At 73.4% G+C, this 13,810-nt stretch carries 15 protein-coding genes; 4 read left to right on the top strand and 11 right to left on the bottom strand.

The features are described 5' to 3' along the window. Window positions 1-168 precede the first annotated feature (168 nt). The 5 genes from ABZ321_RS04045 to ABZ321_RS04025 all read right to left on the bottom strand — a co-directional run bounded on the left by ABZ321_RS04045 (window position 169) and on the right by ABZ321_RS04025 (window position 3,585). The gene (locus tag ABZ321_RS04045; RefSeq protein ID WP_344515253.1) at window positions 169-447 is read right to left on the bottom strand and encodes a GlsB/YeaQ/YmgE family stress response membrane protein; all 279 of its coding nucleotides are present in this window, start codon (window positions 445-447) and stop codon (window positions 169-171) included. Between the two features lie 72 nt (window positions 448-519). Continuing rightward, a complete protein-coding gene (locus tag ABZ321_RS04040) occupies window positions 520-1,761 on the bottom strand; it encodes an MFS transporter (RefSeq protein ID WP_354889202.1) in 1,242 nt (413 codons plus the stop codon). Beyond that, window positions 1,758-2,342, bottom strand: a complete 585-nt coding sequence (locus ABZ321_RS04035; protein WP_344515249.1) for a TetR family transcriptional regulator — start codon at window positions 2,340-2,342, stop codon at window positions 1,758-1,760. Before ABZ321_RS04035 ends, ABZ321_RS04040 begins: the two co-directional genes overlap by 4 nt. Window position 2,343: 1 nt before the next feature. After that, on the bottom strand, window positions 2,344-2,982 hold the full coding sequence (locus tag ABZ321_RS04030) for a sugar O-acetyltransferase (RefSeq protein ID WP_354889201.1): 639 nt from the start codon (window positions 2,980-2,982) through the stop codon (window positions 2,344-2,346). 36 nt (window positions 2,983-3,018) lie between these two features. Further along, window positions 3,019-3,585, bottom strand: a complete 567-nt coding sequence (locus ABZ321_RS04025; RefSeq protein ID WP_354889199.1) for a hypothetical protein — start codon at window positions 3,583-3,585, stop codon at window positions 3,019-3,021. A 62-nt stretch (window positions 3,586-3,647) separates the two neighbouring features. On the opposite strand from ABZ321_RS04025, the gene ABZ321_RS04020 reads away from it, so the two are divergent. Beyond that, the gene (locus ABZ321_RS04020; protein WP_354889197.1) at window positions 3,648-4,097 is read left to right on the top strand and encodes a MarR family transcriptional regulator; all 450 of its coding nucleotides are present in this window, start codon (window positions 3,648-3,650) and stop codon (window positions 4,095-4,097) included. Here ABZ321_RS04020 and ABZ321_RS04015 read toward each other — a convergent pair. The 5 genes from ABZ321_RS04015 to ABZ321_RS03995 are packed head-to-tail and all read right to left on the bottom strand — an operon-like array spanning window position 4,094 to window position 9,794. After that, window positions 4,094-4,903 (bottom strand): hypothetical protein, encoded by an 810-nt coding sequence (locus tag ABZ321_RS04015; RefSeq protein ID WP_354889195.1) that lies wholly within the window; start codon window positions 4,901-4,903, stop codon window positions 4,094-4,096. The genes ABZ321_RS04020 and ABZ321_RS04015 overlap by 4 nt on opposite strands. A gap of 2 nt (window positions 4,904-4,905) precedes the next feature. Beyond that, window positions 4,906-5,826: an RNA polymerase sigma factor gene (locus tag ABZ321_RS04010; RefSeq protein ID WP_354889193.1), complete on the bottom strand. Its 921-nt coding sequence runs from the start codon at window positions 5,824-5,826 to the stop codon at window positions 4,906-4,908. After that, window positions 5,823-7,979 carry a bifunctional polysaccharide deacetylase/glycosyltransferase family 2 protein gene (locus ABZ321_RS04005; RefSeq protein WP_354889191.1) on the bottom strand — a complete coding sequence of 719 codons (2,157 nt, stop codon included), beginning with the start codon at window positions 7,977-7,979 and terminating at the stop codon, window positions 5,823-5,825. The genes ABZ321_RS04010 and ABZ321_RS04005 overlap by 4 nt, the downstream gene beginning before the upstream one ends. 26 nt (window positions 7,980-8,005) lie before the next feature. Continuing rightward, the gene (locus tag ABZ321_RS04000; protein WP_344515235.1) at window positions 8,006-8,377 is read right to left on the bottom strand and encodes a hypothetical protein; all 372 of its coding nucleotides are present in this window, start codon (window positions 8,375-8,377) and stop codon (window positions 8,006-8,008) included. A gap of 31 nt (window positions 8,378-8,408) precedes the next feature. After that, entirely contained in the window at window positions 8,409-9,794 is a 1,386-nt protein-coding gene (locus tag ABZ321_RS03995) for an extracellular solute-binding protein (protein WP_354889189.1), read from the bottom strand. 88 nt (window positions 9,795-9,882) lie between these two features. Here ABZ321_RS03995 and ABZ321_RS03990 point away from each other — a divergent pair, with 88 nt between their 5' ends. From ABZ321_RS03990 to ABZ321_RS03980, 3 genes are read left to right on the top strand one after another with little or no spacing between them, the layout of a single operon-like run. Next, window positions 9,883-11,052, top strand: a complete 1,170-nt coding sequence (locus tag ABZ321_RS03990; RefSeq protein WP_344515231.1) for a GGDEF domain-containing protein — start codon at window positions 9,883-9,885, stop codon at window positions 11,050-11,052. A 31-nt stretch (window positions 11,053-11,083) separates the two neighbouring features. Continuing rightward, on the top strand, window positions 11,084-12,109 hold the full coding sequence (locus tag ABZ321_RS03985; protein WP_344515229.1) for a M36 family metallopeptidase: 1,026 nt from the start codon (window positions 11,084-11,086) through the stop codon (window positions 12,107-12,109). Window positions 12,110-12,166: 57 nt separating this feature from the next. Beyond that, complete coding sequence (locus tag ABZ321_RS03980; protein ID WP_354889186.1) at window positions 12,167-13,033, top strand: LLM class F420-dependent oxidoreductase; 867 nt, start codon at window positions 12,167-12,169, stop codon at window positions 13,031-13,033. Here ABZ321_RS03980 and ABZ321_RS03975 read toward each other — a convergent pair. Next, the gene (locus tag ABZ321_RS03975) at window positions 13,026-13,745 is read right to left on the bottom strand and encodes an aminoglycoside phosphotransferase family protein (RefSeq protein WP_344515225.1); all 720 of its coding nucleotides are present in this window, start codon (window positions 13,743-13,745) and stop codon (window positions 13,026-13,028) included. The genes ABZ321_RS03980 and ABZ321_RS03975 overlap by 8 nt on opposite strands. Between the last annotated feature and the right edge of the window lie 65 nt (window positions 13,746-13,810).

Raw genomic sequence — 13,810 nt, 5'->3', positions numbered from 1 at the left:
TCATCGGACGTTCAGACGATCGGGTTCTTCGTACACACGTTCCATCCACAGCCTGTGGATAGCACATGTGTACGAAGGTGGTTTGCCTGCTCAGGCCCTGTGGACAACGCTGTGCAGACAGCGAGCGACCCCCGGCCGGGGATGGCCGGGGGTCGCTCGGAGACGCGGTCAGAGGGCTCGGTGGCCCCGGCCGGCGAAGCCGGCGACCAGCGCGACACCGATGGCGGCCACGATCACCTGGACGAGAAGCTCGCCCCAGTCGACGCCAGGCGTGTCGGTCGCGATGCCGACGGCGTTGGCGATGAAGGTGCCGATCAGAGCGGCGACGACGCCGATGACCATCGTGAGCCAGATCGGGATGTTCTGGCGGCCAGGGACCACCAGCCTGCCGAGCGCGCCCACGATCAGACCGACGATCAGCGCGGTGATGATTCCGGTGACGGTCACTGTTCCTCCTCGTTTCCCGACGCAGCGGCGTCGATGTGCCGCTGGTTCAGGGGTGCCCGATCACCGATGCGATCAAACACGCGCAGGGGTCTCCGGGGTCTCCGGGGTCTCCGGCGACTCCGGCAGCGGGCGGATCGCGCCCGCCAGCAGGAAGGCGACGGTCAGCAGGACAGGGATCGCGATGAGTGCCCGGAGGACCGACATGTGGTCGCCGAGCACCCCGATCAGGGGCGGGCCGCCGAGGAACGCGCAGTAGCCGATCGAGGCCACCACGCTGACCCGCCCCGCGGCCCGGGCCGGGTCGTCGGAGGCGGCGCTCATCGCGACCGGGAAGCCGAGCGAGGCGCCGGTGCCCCACAGGAGCGCGCCGGCGTACGCGGTCGGGGTGTTGGGGCCGAAGATGAACAGCGCCAGGCCGGCCAGGGCGATCACGGCGAGCGCCCGCACGACGGGGACGCGGCCGAAGCGGTCCAGCAGCGCCGGGCCGAACCAGCGGCCGGCGGTCATCGCGGTCAGGAACACCGTGAACGCGAGCGTGCCGACGGCGGCCGGGGTGTCGTACCCGTCGATGACGGCCACGGCGATCCAGTCGATGCCCGCGCCCTCGGTGAACGCGAACGCCAGCACGAAGACGCCGACGAGAAGGGTGCGCGGCTCGGTCCAGAACTCCAGCAGCCCACCCTTCTTCTCCGGGGAGCCGCCTTCCGCGGACGCGGGCGCGTCGTCGGGCAGGAACGTGCGGACCATGACGAACGTGCTGGCGCCGGCCAGGACGGCGACGGCGATCAGGTGGGCGGTGACCGGCACCTTCAGCGCCACCATCGCGGTGCCGAGCAGGGCGCCGGCGACGGTGCCGACGCTGTACCCGGCGTGGAAGCGCGGCATGATCGCCCGGCCTAGGCGGCGCTCGACGAGGGCGCCCTGGACGTTCATCGCCACGTCCCAGGCCCCGTTGGCGAAGCCGAACGCGAACAGGCCGAGCACGACCGGCGGCACGCCGAGGTGGTACCCGGCCGCGACGACGGTCAGGCCGACGGCGAGCAGGACCGCCATCGCCGCGACCGTGGCGCGGGAGCCGAGGCGGGCGACGATGTGGCCCGACAGGACGAGCGAGATGATCGACCCGACCGCGATGGCGACGAGGACCAGGCCGAGCTGCGACGGGCCGAGGCGCAGCTCGTCGCGGATCTGCGGGATGCGGGTGGCCCAGCTCGCCATCGCGAACCCGGACCAGATGAAGGCGGCGTAGACGGCGCGGGTCGCGGCGCGCAGTGATCGGTCGGTGGTGAGCGCCGGCCCGGCGGTCAGGGTCATCGCGGGTCTCCGTTGATCTGTGGGTCTTGTGCGGGTTGGTGCAGGACCCGGGCCACGATCACGCGGATCTCCTCGCGTGAGACGGGTGCCGTGGACAGGGTCTTGTGCATGACCAGGCCCTCGATCAGGGCGTCGACGCCCCGGGCGGTGGTCGGGTCGACGAAGCGCTCGAGGACCGCGCGGCTGGTGCGCATCCAGGTCTCGGTGATGGTGCGCAGCTCGGGGTCGCGCAGCGCGGCCAGGTAGAGCTCGTAGGCGATGGCCCAGTCGGCGGTGTCGGCGCCGGCGTCGCCGTGGATCAGGTCGGTGACCGCCTCGACCAGCGCTTCATGCGTGTGTACGTGCAGGAAGTGCGACTCGTAGACGACCGACATCCGCTCGGCGTGCCGCCGGAAGGCCTGCGCCCGCAGGTCGTCGAGGCTGCTGAAGTGGTACGTCAGCGACCCCAGCGGCACGTCCGCCGCCGCCGCGATGAGCCGGTGGGTGGTGCCCGCGACGCCGTGCTCGGCGATCACCGCGATCGCGGCGTCGACGATGCGGTCCTTCCGGTTCGGGTCGTGCCGCCGTGTCCCCGCCGCCAACTCAGGCCGGGCCGGGCGTTGCCATCGGCGCGGGCGTGGTCGCCGGGGTGGCCGGGGTGGCCGCCGGGGCCGGTGGGTCGGTGAGGTGGCGGACGATCCGGGCCGGGTTGCCGACCGCGAGGACGCCCGCGGGGAGGTCCCGGACCACCACGGAGCCGGCGCCGACGACGGTGTCGGCGCCGATCGTGACGCCGGGGCAGACGATGACGCCGCCGCCGAGCCAGACGTTGTCGCCGATGACGATCGGCTTCGCCGCCTCCCACTTGTCGCGGCGCGGGTCCGGCTCCAGCGGGTGGGTGGAGGTCAGCAGCTGCACCCCGGGCCCCATCTGCACGTCGTCGCCGATCGTGATCGTCGCGACGTCGTTGCAGACCAGGCCCCAGTTGGCGAACGCGCGGGCGCCGAACGTCGTCTGATACCCGTAGTCGCAGCGCAGCGGCGGCCGCACGTAGGCACCCTCGCCGAAGCCGCCGAGCAGCTCGGTCAGCACCGCCCGCAGGCCCTCGTGATCGGTGGGGTCCGTCGTGTTGAACCTGTGGGTGAGCGCCTGCGCGCGGGCGTCGTCGGCCGCCAGCTGCGGGTCCTCGGCGCGGTACAGCTCCCCGGCGAGCATCCGCTCCCGCATGGTCCTCTCGGTCATGTGTACAACCGTACACTCGCTATGTACATCTGTACACTACGCGTCCGCCACGCTGCGCCGCCGGCTGATCAGCGCGGCGACCAGGGCGGCGGGGATCCACAGGTACACCGCGAAGAACCCGGCGAACTTCAGCGCCGCGGCGGTCGAGTAGAGGACCGCGACGACCGGGTTCACCGTGGCGGGGTCGGGCAGCATGACGAAGGAGAGCAGGTTCTCCACCGCGTCGCACAGCGGGGCGGACAGGCCCAGCGCCACGGCGGCGGTGGCGACCCGCCGGCCGCGGCTGCCGGCCGGGAATGCGCGGGCGACCAGCGCGAGGGCGGCCGTGAAGAACAGCGCCGTGGCGGCGATGAAGGCGAAGTCCATGAACTGGGTCTGCCAGTAGACCCCGAGGGTGCCCGCGTCCCCCATCGCCGTGTACCAGCCGGAGAGCTTTCCGGCGCTGAACGACAGCTGGCCGACGTAGTAGGGCACCGGGTAGCCGGACCGGGCGTAGAAGCCGTCGAGGACCGTCTGGGTGACCCGCTGGGCGACGAAGCCCGCCACGGTGGCGCCGGCCAGGACGGGGAGCTTCGCGCGTTGCACACGCTCAATGAATTCCATGGAATGTATCTTGCGGAGAGCGGTGGGGTGACGTCAAGTGTTCCATGGAATATATTTGCCACATGACCCCTCAGACGCGCGCTGAGCTGCAAGGGCGGGCGATGCGCGAGCTGTCGATCGCGCACCAGCTCGCCGAGACGCGGCTCAACCGGGCGCTCCGCCCGCTCGGGCTGACCATGACCCACACCGCGGTCCTGCTCCACCTCGCCAACGCCGGACCGGGCTCGGTCGGCGACATCGCGGCCGCGATGGAGGTCAACCAGCCCGCCGTCTCGAAGACCCTCAAGACGCTGGTCGACCGGGGCGCGGTGACGATGGAGGCGGCACCCGGCGACGCCCGCCGGCGCTCGGTCGCGCTCACCGCGCTCGGCGGCGAGCTGATCGGGCAGGCCATGCGCGCCATGCACCCCGACGCGACGGTCGCCTTCGCCGGGCTCGACGACGAGCGGCTGCGCCAGCTCGTCGACCTCCTCGCGGAGGTCCGCGCCACCCTGGACGCGGCGCGGCGTTAGCGGCCGGACTGCTTGACCGGGTGGGTGCGGCTGGGCTTGACGGTGCTGGGCTTGACGGTGCCCGGGCGGGAGGCCTCCACGGCGGAGGGCTCGACATTCGCGCCTTCTTCGCCCGGGCGGGAGGCCGCCGGGGCGGTGGGCGCGGGTGTCGGGGTGGTGGGCGCGGGCGCCGGGGCGAGGACGCCCCGGCAGAAGTCGTTGATCCCGGTCGCGCCCTTCGCCGCCTGGGCGAGGGTGCGGCGGTCCTCGCCGCTGACCGGCGGGGCCTGCGGGTTGGCGCGGCTCGCCTCCCACGCGCGGCAGAGCTCCTCGATCCGGGTGGCGCCCGACAAGCTCGCCTGCGGTGACGGCGACCGCGACGGCGCCGGTGCGGCGGCCGGCGACCCGGGCGGCGGGGCGTGCGGCGAGGTGGCCGGCGCGCTGCCCTCGTCGTCGCCGAACAGCGACTCGACGGTGCGCCGCACCGGATCCGGCAGGGGCGCGCCGCTCGCCGCGTACGCGGTGCCGCCCAGCGACACGACCGCCGCGACGGCGCACGCGATGAGGGCGTTGCGCCGCCTGCGCCAGCTGCGGCGGTACGCCCGGCGGAACTCCCGCACGGTGTCGTCCTCGCTGGTCAGCTCGGCGGGCAGGGCCGGCCCCGCGGCGGCGACGAGCAGCGCGGCGACGCCCGCGTGCCGCCCGGCGGCCGGCTCGCACAGGTCGAGCAGGCGCTCGGCGACGTCGGGCGTCAGGCCGTCCAGGGCCAGGCCGTCGGGTGCCGGCGCGTCAGGGGTCAGCGAGTCGTGGATCGGTGTCTCGGGCATGATCAGCCGCCTTCCCGCGGATCTGTGCCGCGGTGCGCCTGGACTTCGGGGTGTTCGGCCAGCCGGCGCAGCCCTCGCATCGTCGCGACCCGGACCGCGCCGGGGCGCTTGCCCAGGACCTTGGCGGTGCCGGCGACGTCGAGACCGGCCACGACGCGCAGCATCACCGACTCCGCCTGGTCGGGGGGCAGGGTGCGGATCATCCGCAGCGCCCATTCGGTGCCGGACCGGTCGCCGGCGTCGAGGGCCACGTCGCGGACGATCTCGCCGGCCGCCTCGCGGACCTCGTGCACGGTCTGGTGCGGCTCCTCGCGGCGCCGCCACGCGCGCCGGTTCTCGTCGATGCCGCGGTTGCGGGCGATCCGGAAGAGCCACACCCGGAACGCGGTCGTGCCGCCGCTGAACCGCCGCAGGTCCCGCGACGCCTGCAGCCACGTCTCCGACGCCACGTCCTCGGCGGCGTCGCCGCAGACGACCCGCAGGTACCGCAGCACCAGCGGCTGCAGCGCCCGCCACAGCTCCGCGAACGCCGCGGCGTCGCCGCCGATCGCCCCGGCCAGGGCCACTTCGAGCCGGTCGTCGAGCGTGGTCTCGCCCAGCGCCAGCTCGACCGGCGACATCCCGGTGTCGCCGTCCGCGGGCATCCCGGCGTCGCCGCGCGCGAACGTGCCGGCATCGCCGGCGTCGACCGCCGGCGTGCCGGCGTCGGCGCCCGCCGGGGGCTTGGCGTCGGTGCGCGGGGACGTCCCGGTGTCGCCGCCGGCCGGCGTCCGTGCGTCGCCGCGCCCGAACGTGCCGGCGTCGGCGCCCGCCGAGGGCTTGGCGTCGGCGCGTGCGGGCGTCCTGGCGTCGCCGCCCGTCGACGAGCGCGCGGAGCAGCCGTTGGAGTACGGCGTCGGGTGGGTACCGGCCAAGGCGGTCACGGCCGGCCCGACAGATCCGACGGCCACGCCCGGCCGTCGCGCGCCACCCACGGCTCGAAGCCCTGTGGCGCGGGCAGGTCCATGGAATGGGTCGAGTGCGATGCCCGGTCCGGGTCCACCGCCGGCGCCTGGTGCGGTTCGAGGGCACCCGGGAGCCCGGGCCCGCGCGGGGTGACAGCGGCCGCGGCGAGGCCGGTGCGGACCGATGCCTGCCAGCGCTGCCGGCCGCCGAGCAGCGCGGCGACGGCCGACTGGATGACGACCAGGTAGAGCAGCTGGCGGTACACCACCTGCTGCAGCGGCACCGTCCACAACGGCCCCAGGGACTCGCGGTCGAGCCGGAGCGCGTAACCGGCGGCCAGGACCTGCAGGGCGGTGAAGCCGCACCACACCGCGGCCACCTGGGCCCAGGGCAGGAAGAGGAGGCTGTAGACGGCGTAGACGTCGATCAGTGGTGCGGTCAGCGGCAGGAGCATCTGGAAGACCGCCAGGTAGACCAGGCCGCGCCGGCCCAGGTGGCCGCGCTCGCCGACGGCCCGGCGGTGCTTCCAGGCCGCCTGCATGGTGCCGTAGCACCACCGGTACCGCTGCCGCCACAGCTGCCGCAGCGACGACGGTGCCTCGGTCCAGGCGATGGCGCGGTCCGCGTACACGACCCGCCACCCGGCGCGCAGGATGGCCATCGTCAGGTCGGTGTCCTCCGCGAGGGTGTCCGCGGGCACCCCGTCGGTGTCCAGCAGCGCCGCCCGGCGGAACGCGCCGATCGCGCCCGGGATGGTCGGCATGCACTCGCCGAGGTCGAACATGCGCCGGTCGAGGTTGAAGCCGACCACGTACTCCAGGTGCTGCCACCGGCCGAGCAGCCCGCCCCGGTTGGCGACCTTCGTGTTGCCGCTGACCGCGCCGACGGACGGGTCGGCGAACGGCTGGACGAGCCGGCCGATCGCGTCGGGCTCGAACACGGTGTCGCCGTCGACCAGCACCAGCAGCTCCCCGCGAGCGGCCGCGACGCCGGTGTTGAGGGCGGCGGGCTTCCCGGCGTTGGCCTGGCGGATCAGGCGGACCCCCGGAAGCGCGAGACGGCGCACCACGTCGGCGGTGTCGTCGGTGGAGCCGTCGTCGACGACGACGACCTCGAGCGCGGGGTAGTCGTTGCCGATCAGCGAGCGGACCGTCGCGGCGATGTTCGCCGCCTCGTTGTAGGCCGGCACGACGACCGACACCAGGCCGAAGGACCGCATCCGCCCCGCGACGGCGCGCCGCGCGTGCCGGCGGGCGATGGCCACCTGGACGGCGAGCCTGATCAGGGCGAGGACGGTGGCGGCGACGATCAGCCACCACATCGCGGCGCTGATCCAGCCGCCGGCGGTCTGCGCCCAGCGCAGCGCGTGGCCGCGGGCGACGTCGCCGGTGCCGGCGGCCGCGTCCGGCGGCAGGCCGAGCCCCTCGGAGACCGTGACGAACCGGCGCCCCGGGGTGGCGACGATCCGCTCGACCGCCGCCACCGTCTGCGTGCGGTCGCCGCCGGCGTCGTGCAGCAGCACGACACCACCCGGCGCGGCCGCGGCGACGATGGCGTCCACCCCAGGCCGCTGCCAGTCCTGCGTGTCGCGGTCGGTCATGACGGTGAGGAACCCGGCGGGCAGCCGCTCCGGCGTCGAGAGGTACGGCGGCCGCAGCAGCCGCACGGTCCGCCCGGTCGCGGCGGCGATCGCGGTGCGGGTGAGGTCGAGCTCGAGCCGCTGCCGCCAGGCGGGCAGCGCGGCGAGGTCGGCGTGGGTGAAGGTGTGCACGCCGAGCTCGTGCCCTTCGGCGACGATGCGCCGCACCAGGTCCGGGTGCTGGTTGACCCGCGAGCCGACCACGAAGAACGTGGCCCGCGCGTGGTGGCGGCGCAGCGCGTCGAGGATCAGCGGCGTCCACCGCGGGTCGGGCCCGTCGTCGAACGTGAGCGCGACCGCGCCGGCCGGCATCCCGGCGGAGCGCACGGTGCCGTCCGCCTGGACCTGCAGCACCGGTCCAAGCTCGCCGGGGGCCGCCGAGGGCGAGGCGCCGGGCACGCCCCGCACCCAGCCATCGAGGCACAGCTCGGCGAGCAGGACCGCCATGACGAGCAGGAGCAGCAGCCAGTGCGCCCGGGGCGCCCTGCGCACCCGGTGGGATGTGTGCCGGGCCACCGCTATTTCGTCCGGCTCGGTCGCGGATTGCCGGGGTGCGCCGTCTTCCGGTTGTCGTGCGGCTCGTTCGCCGACGGGCTGGGTGACGCGCCGCCACCGGTCACGGGCGCGGCGGCGGGGCGCGCCGAGGTGGGCTTCGCGGCGGGCCGGGCGGGCGCGCCGGAGGTCGGCGCCGTCCCGAGACCGTCCTGGTGGCGACCGATCTGGCCGTTCTCCGGCAAACCGGGCAGCGGCACCGGCGAGGCGCCCAGCAGCCCGGCGATCAGCAGCGCGCAACCGGCCGCGAGCAGCACACCGAGGCCGGCCCCGAGGATCGTGAAGAGCCTCCGGCGCCGGCCGGTGCGGTCCACGAAGACCGGGTCGACCACATCCACGGGAGAAGGAGCGGCGGGACCCCCGAAAGCGTTACGGCGTGATCCCCGTGTTCGTCGGGTCGCGCAGGGCTTCGTCGATGTCCGCGGTCGTCCTGGTCATGATCGCCTGGACCTGACCGCGGCCCAGGGCCCCGGGCGCGCTCCACAGCTCCCGCAGGTCCTTCGCGATCACCGACTCGACGATGATCCAGGCCGAGACCGACGGGTACATCTTGCCGTGCGGGATCATCTCCCGGAACGCGGCGTACTCCGGCTCGGTCGCCAGCCTGGTGCCCTCGATCGCCTCGGTGCGGGCGGGCCACAGCCCCGAGTTGACGCTGTAACGCTGCTGGCTCGCCTTGCCCGTCAGGTACCGGACGAACTCGAACGCCGCCTCGGGATGCTTCGCCTCCTTGAGGATGCCCAGGTTGGAGCCGCCCAGGAAGCCGAAGCGGCCCGCCTTTCCGGCCGGCATCGGCGCCGTCGACCAGCCCGCCTTCAGGCCGGCGCGGGAGGGGTCGGAGGCGAACTCGGCGACCGACTGGGAGTTGTCGATGGTGATGGCGCCGGTACCTTCGGCGAACGCGCGCGGCACGTCGCTGGAGGACAGCGCCATCGCCTTCGGGTCGTCGTAGAGCCCGATGAGCCGCTGGTAGTACGTGACGCCGTCGACCGCGGCGGGCTCGGCGAGCATCGACTTCGTGCCGTCGTCCTTGATCAGGTCACCGCCGGCGCCCCAGATGAACGGGGCCACGTTGTGGATGATGCCGAAGTTGTTCTGCAGGCCGATGGCGAGCGGCGCGACCCCGGCGTCGGACGCCTTGATCTTCTGCAGGGTCTCCTCGAAGGAGTCCCAGGTCGCGAACGCCTCCTTCGGGTCCATGCCGAGCTTGCGCAGCACGTCCGTGCGGTAGAACAGGGCCCGGATGTCGATCAGCCACGGCAGCGCCGTGATCTCCTGCGACGTGATCAGGTGGCTGGAGCTCCAGCTCGCCTTGGCGAAGACGTCCTCGCCGCCGACCGCCGCGATCTCCTCGATGCTGTACGGGCGCAGCGCGCCGATCGAGCTGAAGCCGGCCACCCAGGTGGTGCCCAGCACCGTCACGTCGGGGCCCTCGCCGCTGGTCGACGCCGTGCTGAGCCGGGTCAGCGCCTCGTCCCACGGCACCCGGACCGCCTTGACCGTGATGTTGGGGTGCGCCTTGTGGAACTCCTCGGTCTCGGTGATGACCGCCTGGTCCTGCACCGGCCCGCCGTACGGCATGTACCAGAACTCGATCGTGACGGGTGGCCGGTCGGCGGCGTACCCGATGCCACCGGCGCCCTCACCGTCCTTCTTCGCGCACGCCGCGGCGGGCAGGAGCGTCGCGGCGGCGGCCGCCGCGGACATGATCAGCCGGCGCCGGCTCAGGCTGCGTTGCACTGGGGAGCCCCTCATGAAGGGCCAATCGTCCCGAAGCCCCGGGTACTGAAGAATCTCCGGCACAAAACTCGAAGGTCGGCGCGTGCGTGCCGATAGCCATGCCATGCGGAAGGTCGGGAAGCTCGGGTGGCGCTGGCCGCGGGTGCTGGCGCTCGCGATCGTGCTGCTCGGCGGGGTCACGTTCGCCAACGTGTACCTGCACGGCAGGAGCCAGTCCCAGGAGGCCACCCGGTCGCGCCTCAGCGAGCTCAACATGCTGCTGCACGAGGAGAGCTCGCTGCAGTGGAAGACCGTCGCCGACCGCAACACGCCCGTGACGGTCGCCCGCGAGCTCGGCGAGATCCGCAGCCGCGAGCGCGACATCGTCGAAGCGCTCGGCGACCTCGACGCCGCCACGGTGCAGCGGCTGGAGGACAGCGTCAGCGCGTACCACGCCGTGCTGGACACCGAGCTCGGCATGCTCGGCGTCGGCAAGATCGCCGAGGCGCGGGCGCTGGAGAAGCGGCAGACCGAGCCGCAGTTCGGCCGGCTGAACGCCCAGCTGCGCAGCCTCGAGCAGCAGGCGGCCGACGCCGCCGCGCTGGCCAACACCGTCGCCGACCTGTCGCTCGCCGTCGCCATGACCCTCGCCGTCACCGCGATCGGCTGGCTGCTCTACCGCTTCGAGCGCGAGCACCGCCTCACCACCAAGGCCAACGAGGAGATGCTGGAGCAGCAGCAGATCGCCCTCGACACGCTCGCCGAGCACGAGGCGCTGATCCGCCACCAGGCGTCCCACGACCCGCTGACCGGCCTGCCGAACCGCCGCATGCTCACCGAGCTGCTGGAGGGCGGCGACTGCGCCGACCAGGCGCTGCTCCTGGTCGACCTGGACAACTTCAAGCCCGTCAACGACCAGCTCGGCCACGCCGCGGGCGACGACCTCCTCATCGGCGTCGCCGGCCGGCTGCTCGCCGCGGTCCGCGGCGACGACACCGTGGTCCGCCTCGGCGGCGACGAGTTCGCGATCGTCATCGCCGGCGGCGACGCGAGCGTCGCGGTCCGCGTCGCCGAGCGCATCGTCGCCACCGTCGGCGAGCCGTTCGAGATCGCCGGCACCGAGGTCCGCGTCGGCGCCAGCGTGGGCGTCGCGATCAGCGGCGGCGGCCGCGACGGCGGCGAGCTGCTCCGCGACGCCGACATGGCGATGTATCAGGTGAAGCAGGGCACCAAGGGCGGCTTCGCCGTCTACAAGGAGCCGGCCGTCCGGCTGGTCCACCAGGCCGTCCGGTAACGCGCGCGGCGCCACCTCCGCTCCTTCGCGCATGAAGGAAAGGATCCTCGCACTGACCGCGGCGGTTGCCACGGTCGTGTCCGTCGGGGCGGCCGGACCGGCGCACGCCACGCCGACCGGCGAATCGGCGACCGCGACCGTGTTCTTCCCCAACCCGGTGCAGGCCCTCGGACTGCAGAGCCTGGTCGATGCGAAGGACGCCGACAGCCCGGCGTTCGCACCGGCCTACCGTCAGGTCACGCTCACCGACCTCGACGGCACCGGCAAGCTGTCCGGCCGGTACGTGGTCGTGAAGAGCTCCACCGGCAAGGCGGCCCTCGCCGTCGACGGCGCGTTCCCCGCCTGGCATCGCGACGCCGACCAGTTCGAGCAGGTGATGGCCTACCACTGGGTGACCACCGCGCAGCGGTACCTGCAGCATCTGGGCTTCGGCTCGGCGCTCAGGCCGGTCAACCAGCGCCGGATCGAGGTCCGCATCGACCAGTACGGCGGCGACAACTCGTTCTTCCGCGACGACAAGGCCAACATCACCCTCGGCAAGGGCGGGGTCGACGACGCGGAGGACGCCGAGGTCATCGTGCACGAGTACGGCCACTCGGTGCAGGACGGCCAGGTGCCCGGATTCGGCACGACCCTGGAGTCGGGCGCGATCGGTGAGGCGTTCGGCGACTACCTGGCCGTGGCGGTCACCAGCTGGGCGACCGGGGCGCCGGCCCGCACCCCGGAGGCGTGCGTGGCGGACTGGGACTCCGTCTCCTACACCAGCACCGTGCCGCACTGCCTGCGCCGGCTCGACGGCACCAAGCACTACCCGGAGAGCGTCGTCGGCGAGGTCCACGCCGACGGCGAGATCTGGTCCCGCGCACTGTGGGACATCCGGGTGGCGCTCGGTGACACCCGGGCCAGCACCTTGATCGTGGAGGCGCAGTTCGCCTTCGCGGTCGACACCACGTTCGCGGCGGCGGCCCAGGCCACCGTGGACGCGGCGCAACGCCTCTACGGCACCCAGGCCGCCAAGGCGACCCGGGCCGCGTTCGTCGCGCGCGGACTGTTGTAGGGGGTTTCATGTCCCGGATCGCCGCAACCCCGGCGATCCGGGACAATGATTGACCCCATGAAGCTGGGGCTGCACTACTGGAACTTCTCGACACCCGCCGACCCGGCGGCCATCGCGCCGACGCTGAAGGAGACGGCCCTCATCGCCGAGCAGGCGGGGGTCGCGTCCTTCACGGTCATGGACCACTACTTCCAGATGGACGGCATGGCGCCCGCCGAGGAGCCGATGCTGGAGGGCTACACCACGCTGGGCTACCTCGCGGCCCTCACCGAGCGCATGACGCTGGGCCTGCTGGTGACGGGCGTGATGTACCGCCACCCGGGCCTCCTGGCGAAGATCGTCACCACGCTGGACGTGCTGTCGGCGGGCCGGGCGCGGCTCGGGATCGGCGCCTCCTGGTATGAGCGCGAGCAGCGCGGCCTGGGCGTGCCCGTCGTGCCGGTGGCCGAGCGCTTCGAGCGCCTCGAGGAGACGCTGCGGATCTGTCTGCAGATGTGGAGCGACGACAACGGCCCCTTCGAGGGCACCCACTACCGGCTGACGGAGACGCTCAACTCCCCGCCGCCGCTCGGCCGCGCCCGCCCGATGATCATGATCGGCGGCGGTGGCGAGAAGAAGACGCTGCGCCTGGTCGCGAAGTACGCCGACGCCTGCAACCTCTTCGGCTCCACGCCGGAGGACGTCGCCGCGAAGCTCGACGTCCTGCGCGGCCACTGCGACACCGAGGGCCGCGACTACGCCGGGATCGTCAAGACCGTGCTGGTCACGCGCCCGCCGCTGGAGGACCCGGACGCCTGGCTCCGCGACGTCGAGGCCTACGCCCGCCTCGGCGTCACCGAGGTCATGACCATGCCCGACCGTCACCCGGTCGAGTTCGCCACCATCCTCGCCAAGGATGTCCTCCCGCGGATGGACCTCAGCTGAGCAGGGTGATGTCGCGCAGGTAGTGCTCGAGGTCGCCGCGGGCGATGTGGGCGGCGAACGCCTCGTTGCCGGCGGCGGCCTCGGCGCGCATGTAGTCGGTGAGCGCGCGCAGGCGGGGCGCGACGGACGCGAGCGCGGCCTCGCGCAGCGCGGGGTCGGCGCCGTACGCGTCGAAGAACAGGTCGAGGCGCTCGGCGGTGCGTTCGCCGGCGGCGGAGCCGAGCGGGACGAAGCGGTAGACCGCGTACGCCAGGTCCCACGAGCGCGGGCCGGGGGCCGCCCCGTCGAAGTCGATCAGGCCGATGGCGCGGTCGCCGTCGTAGACGCAGTTGTACGGGGCGGCGTCGTTGTGGCAGACGACCTCGACGGGCTCGCGGGCCGGCTGCTGCCAGCCGTCGCGCCAGCTCGCGGCGACGTCGGCGGTCGCGTCGTGGTAAGCCCGCAGCAGCCGGGCGGCGCTGGTCAGGGCGGGGTCGCCGGCGACGGCGGGCGTCCACGGGTCGTGGCCGACGTCGCCGGGTAGGTAGCTGAAGACGTCGCGGCCCAGCGGGTCGGTGCCGAAGGAGCGGGGCGCGCCGGTGAAGCCGCGGGTCTGCAGGTGCTCGAAGAGCTGATGGATCCGCGGGCTCCACGCGCCGGCCGGGCGCCGGACCGTCGCGCCGACCCGGACGACCTGGTTGACGCCGCCGCCGGCGAGCTGCTGTTCGGTCATGCCCACCAACGTCTCACGGATCTTCGGGATTCGCAGACCTCGATGCTGTCCGAAAGGACGGGTTC

Source organism: Dactylosporangium sp. NPDC006015, from assembly GCF_040614215.1.
In the GTDB taxonomy this organism is placed as follows: Bacteria; Actinomycetota; Actinomycetes; order Mycobacteriales; family Micromonosporaceae; genus Dactylosporangium; species Dactylosporangium maewongense.
Note: the sequence above shows the minus strand (reverse complement) of the source record. Positions and strands in the feature narration are given on the sequence as shown.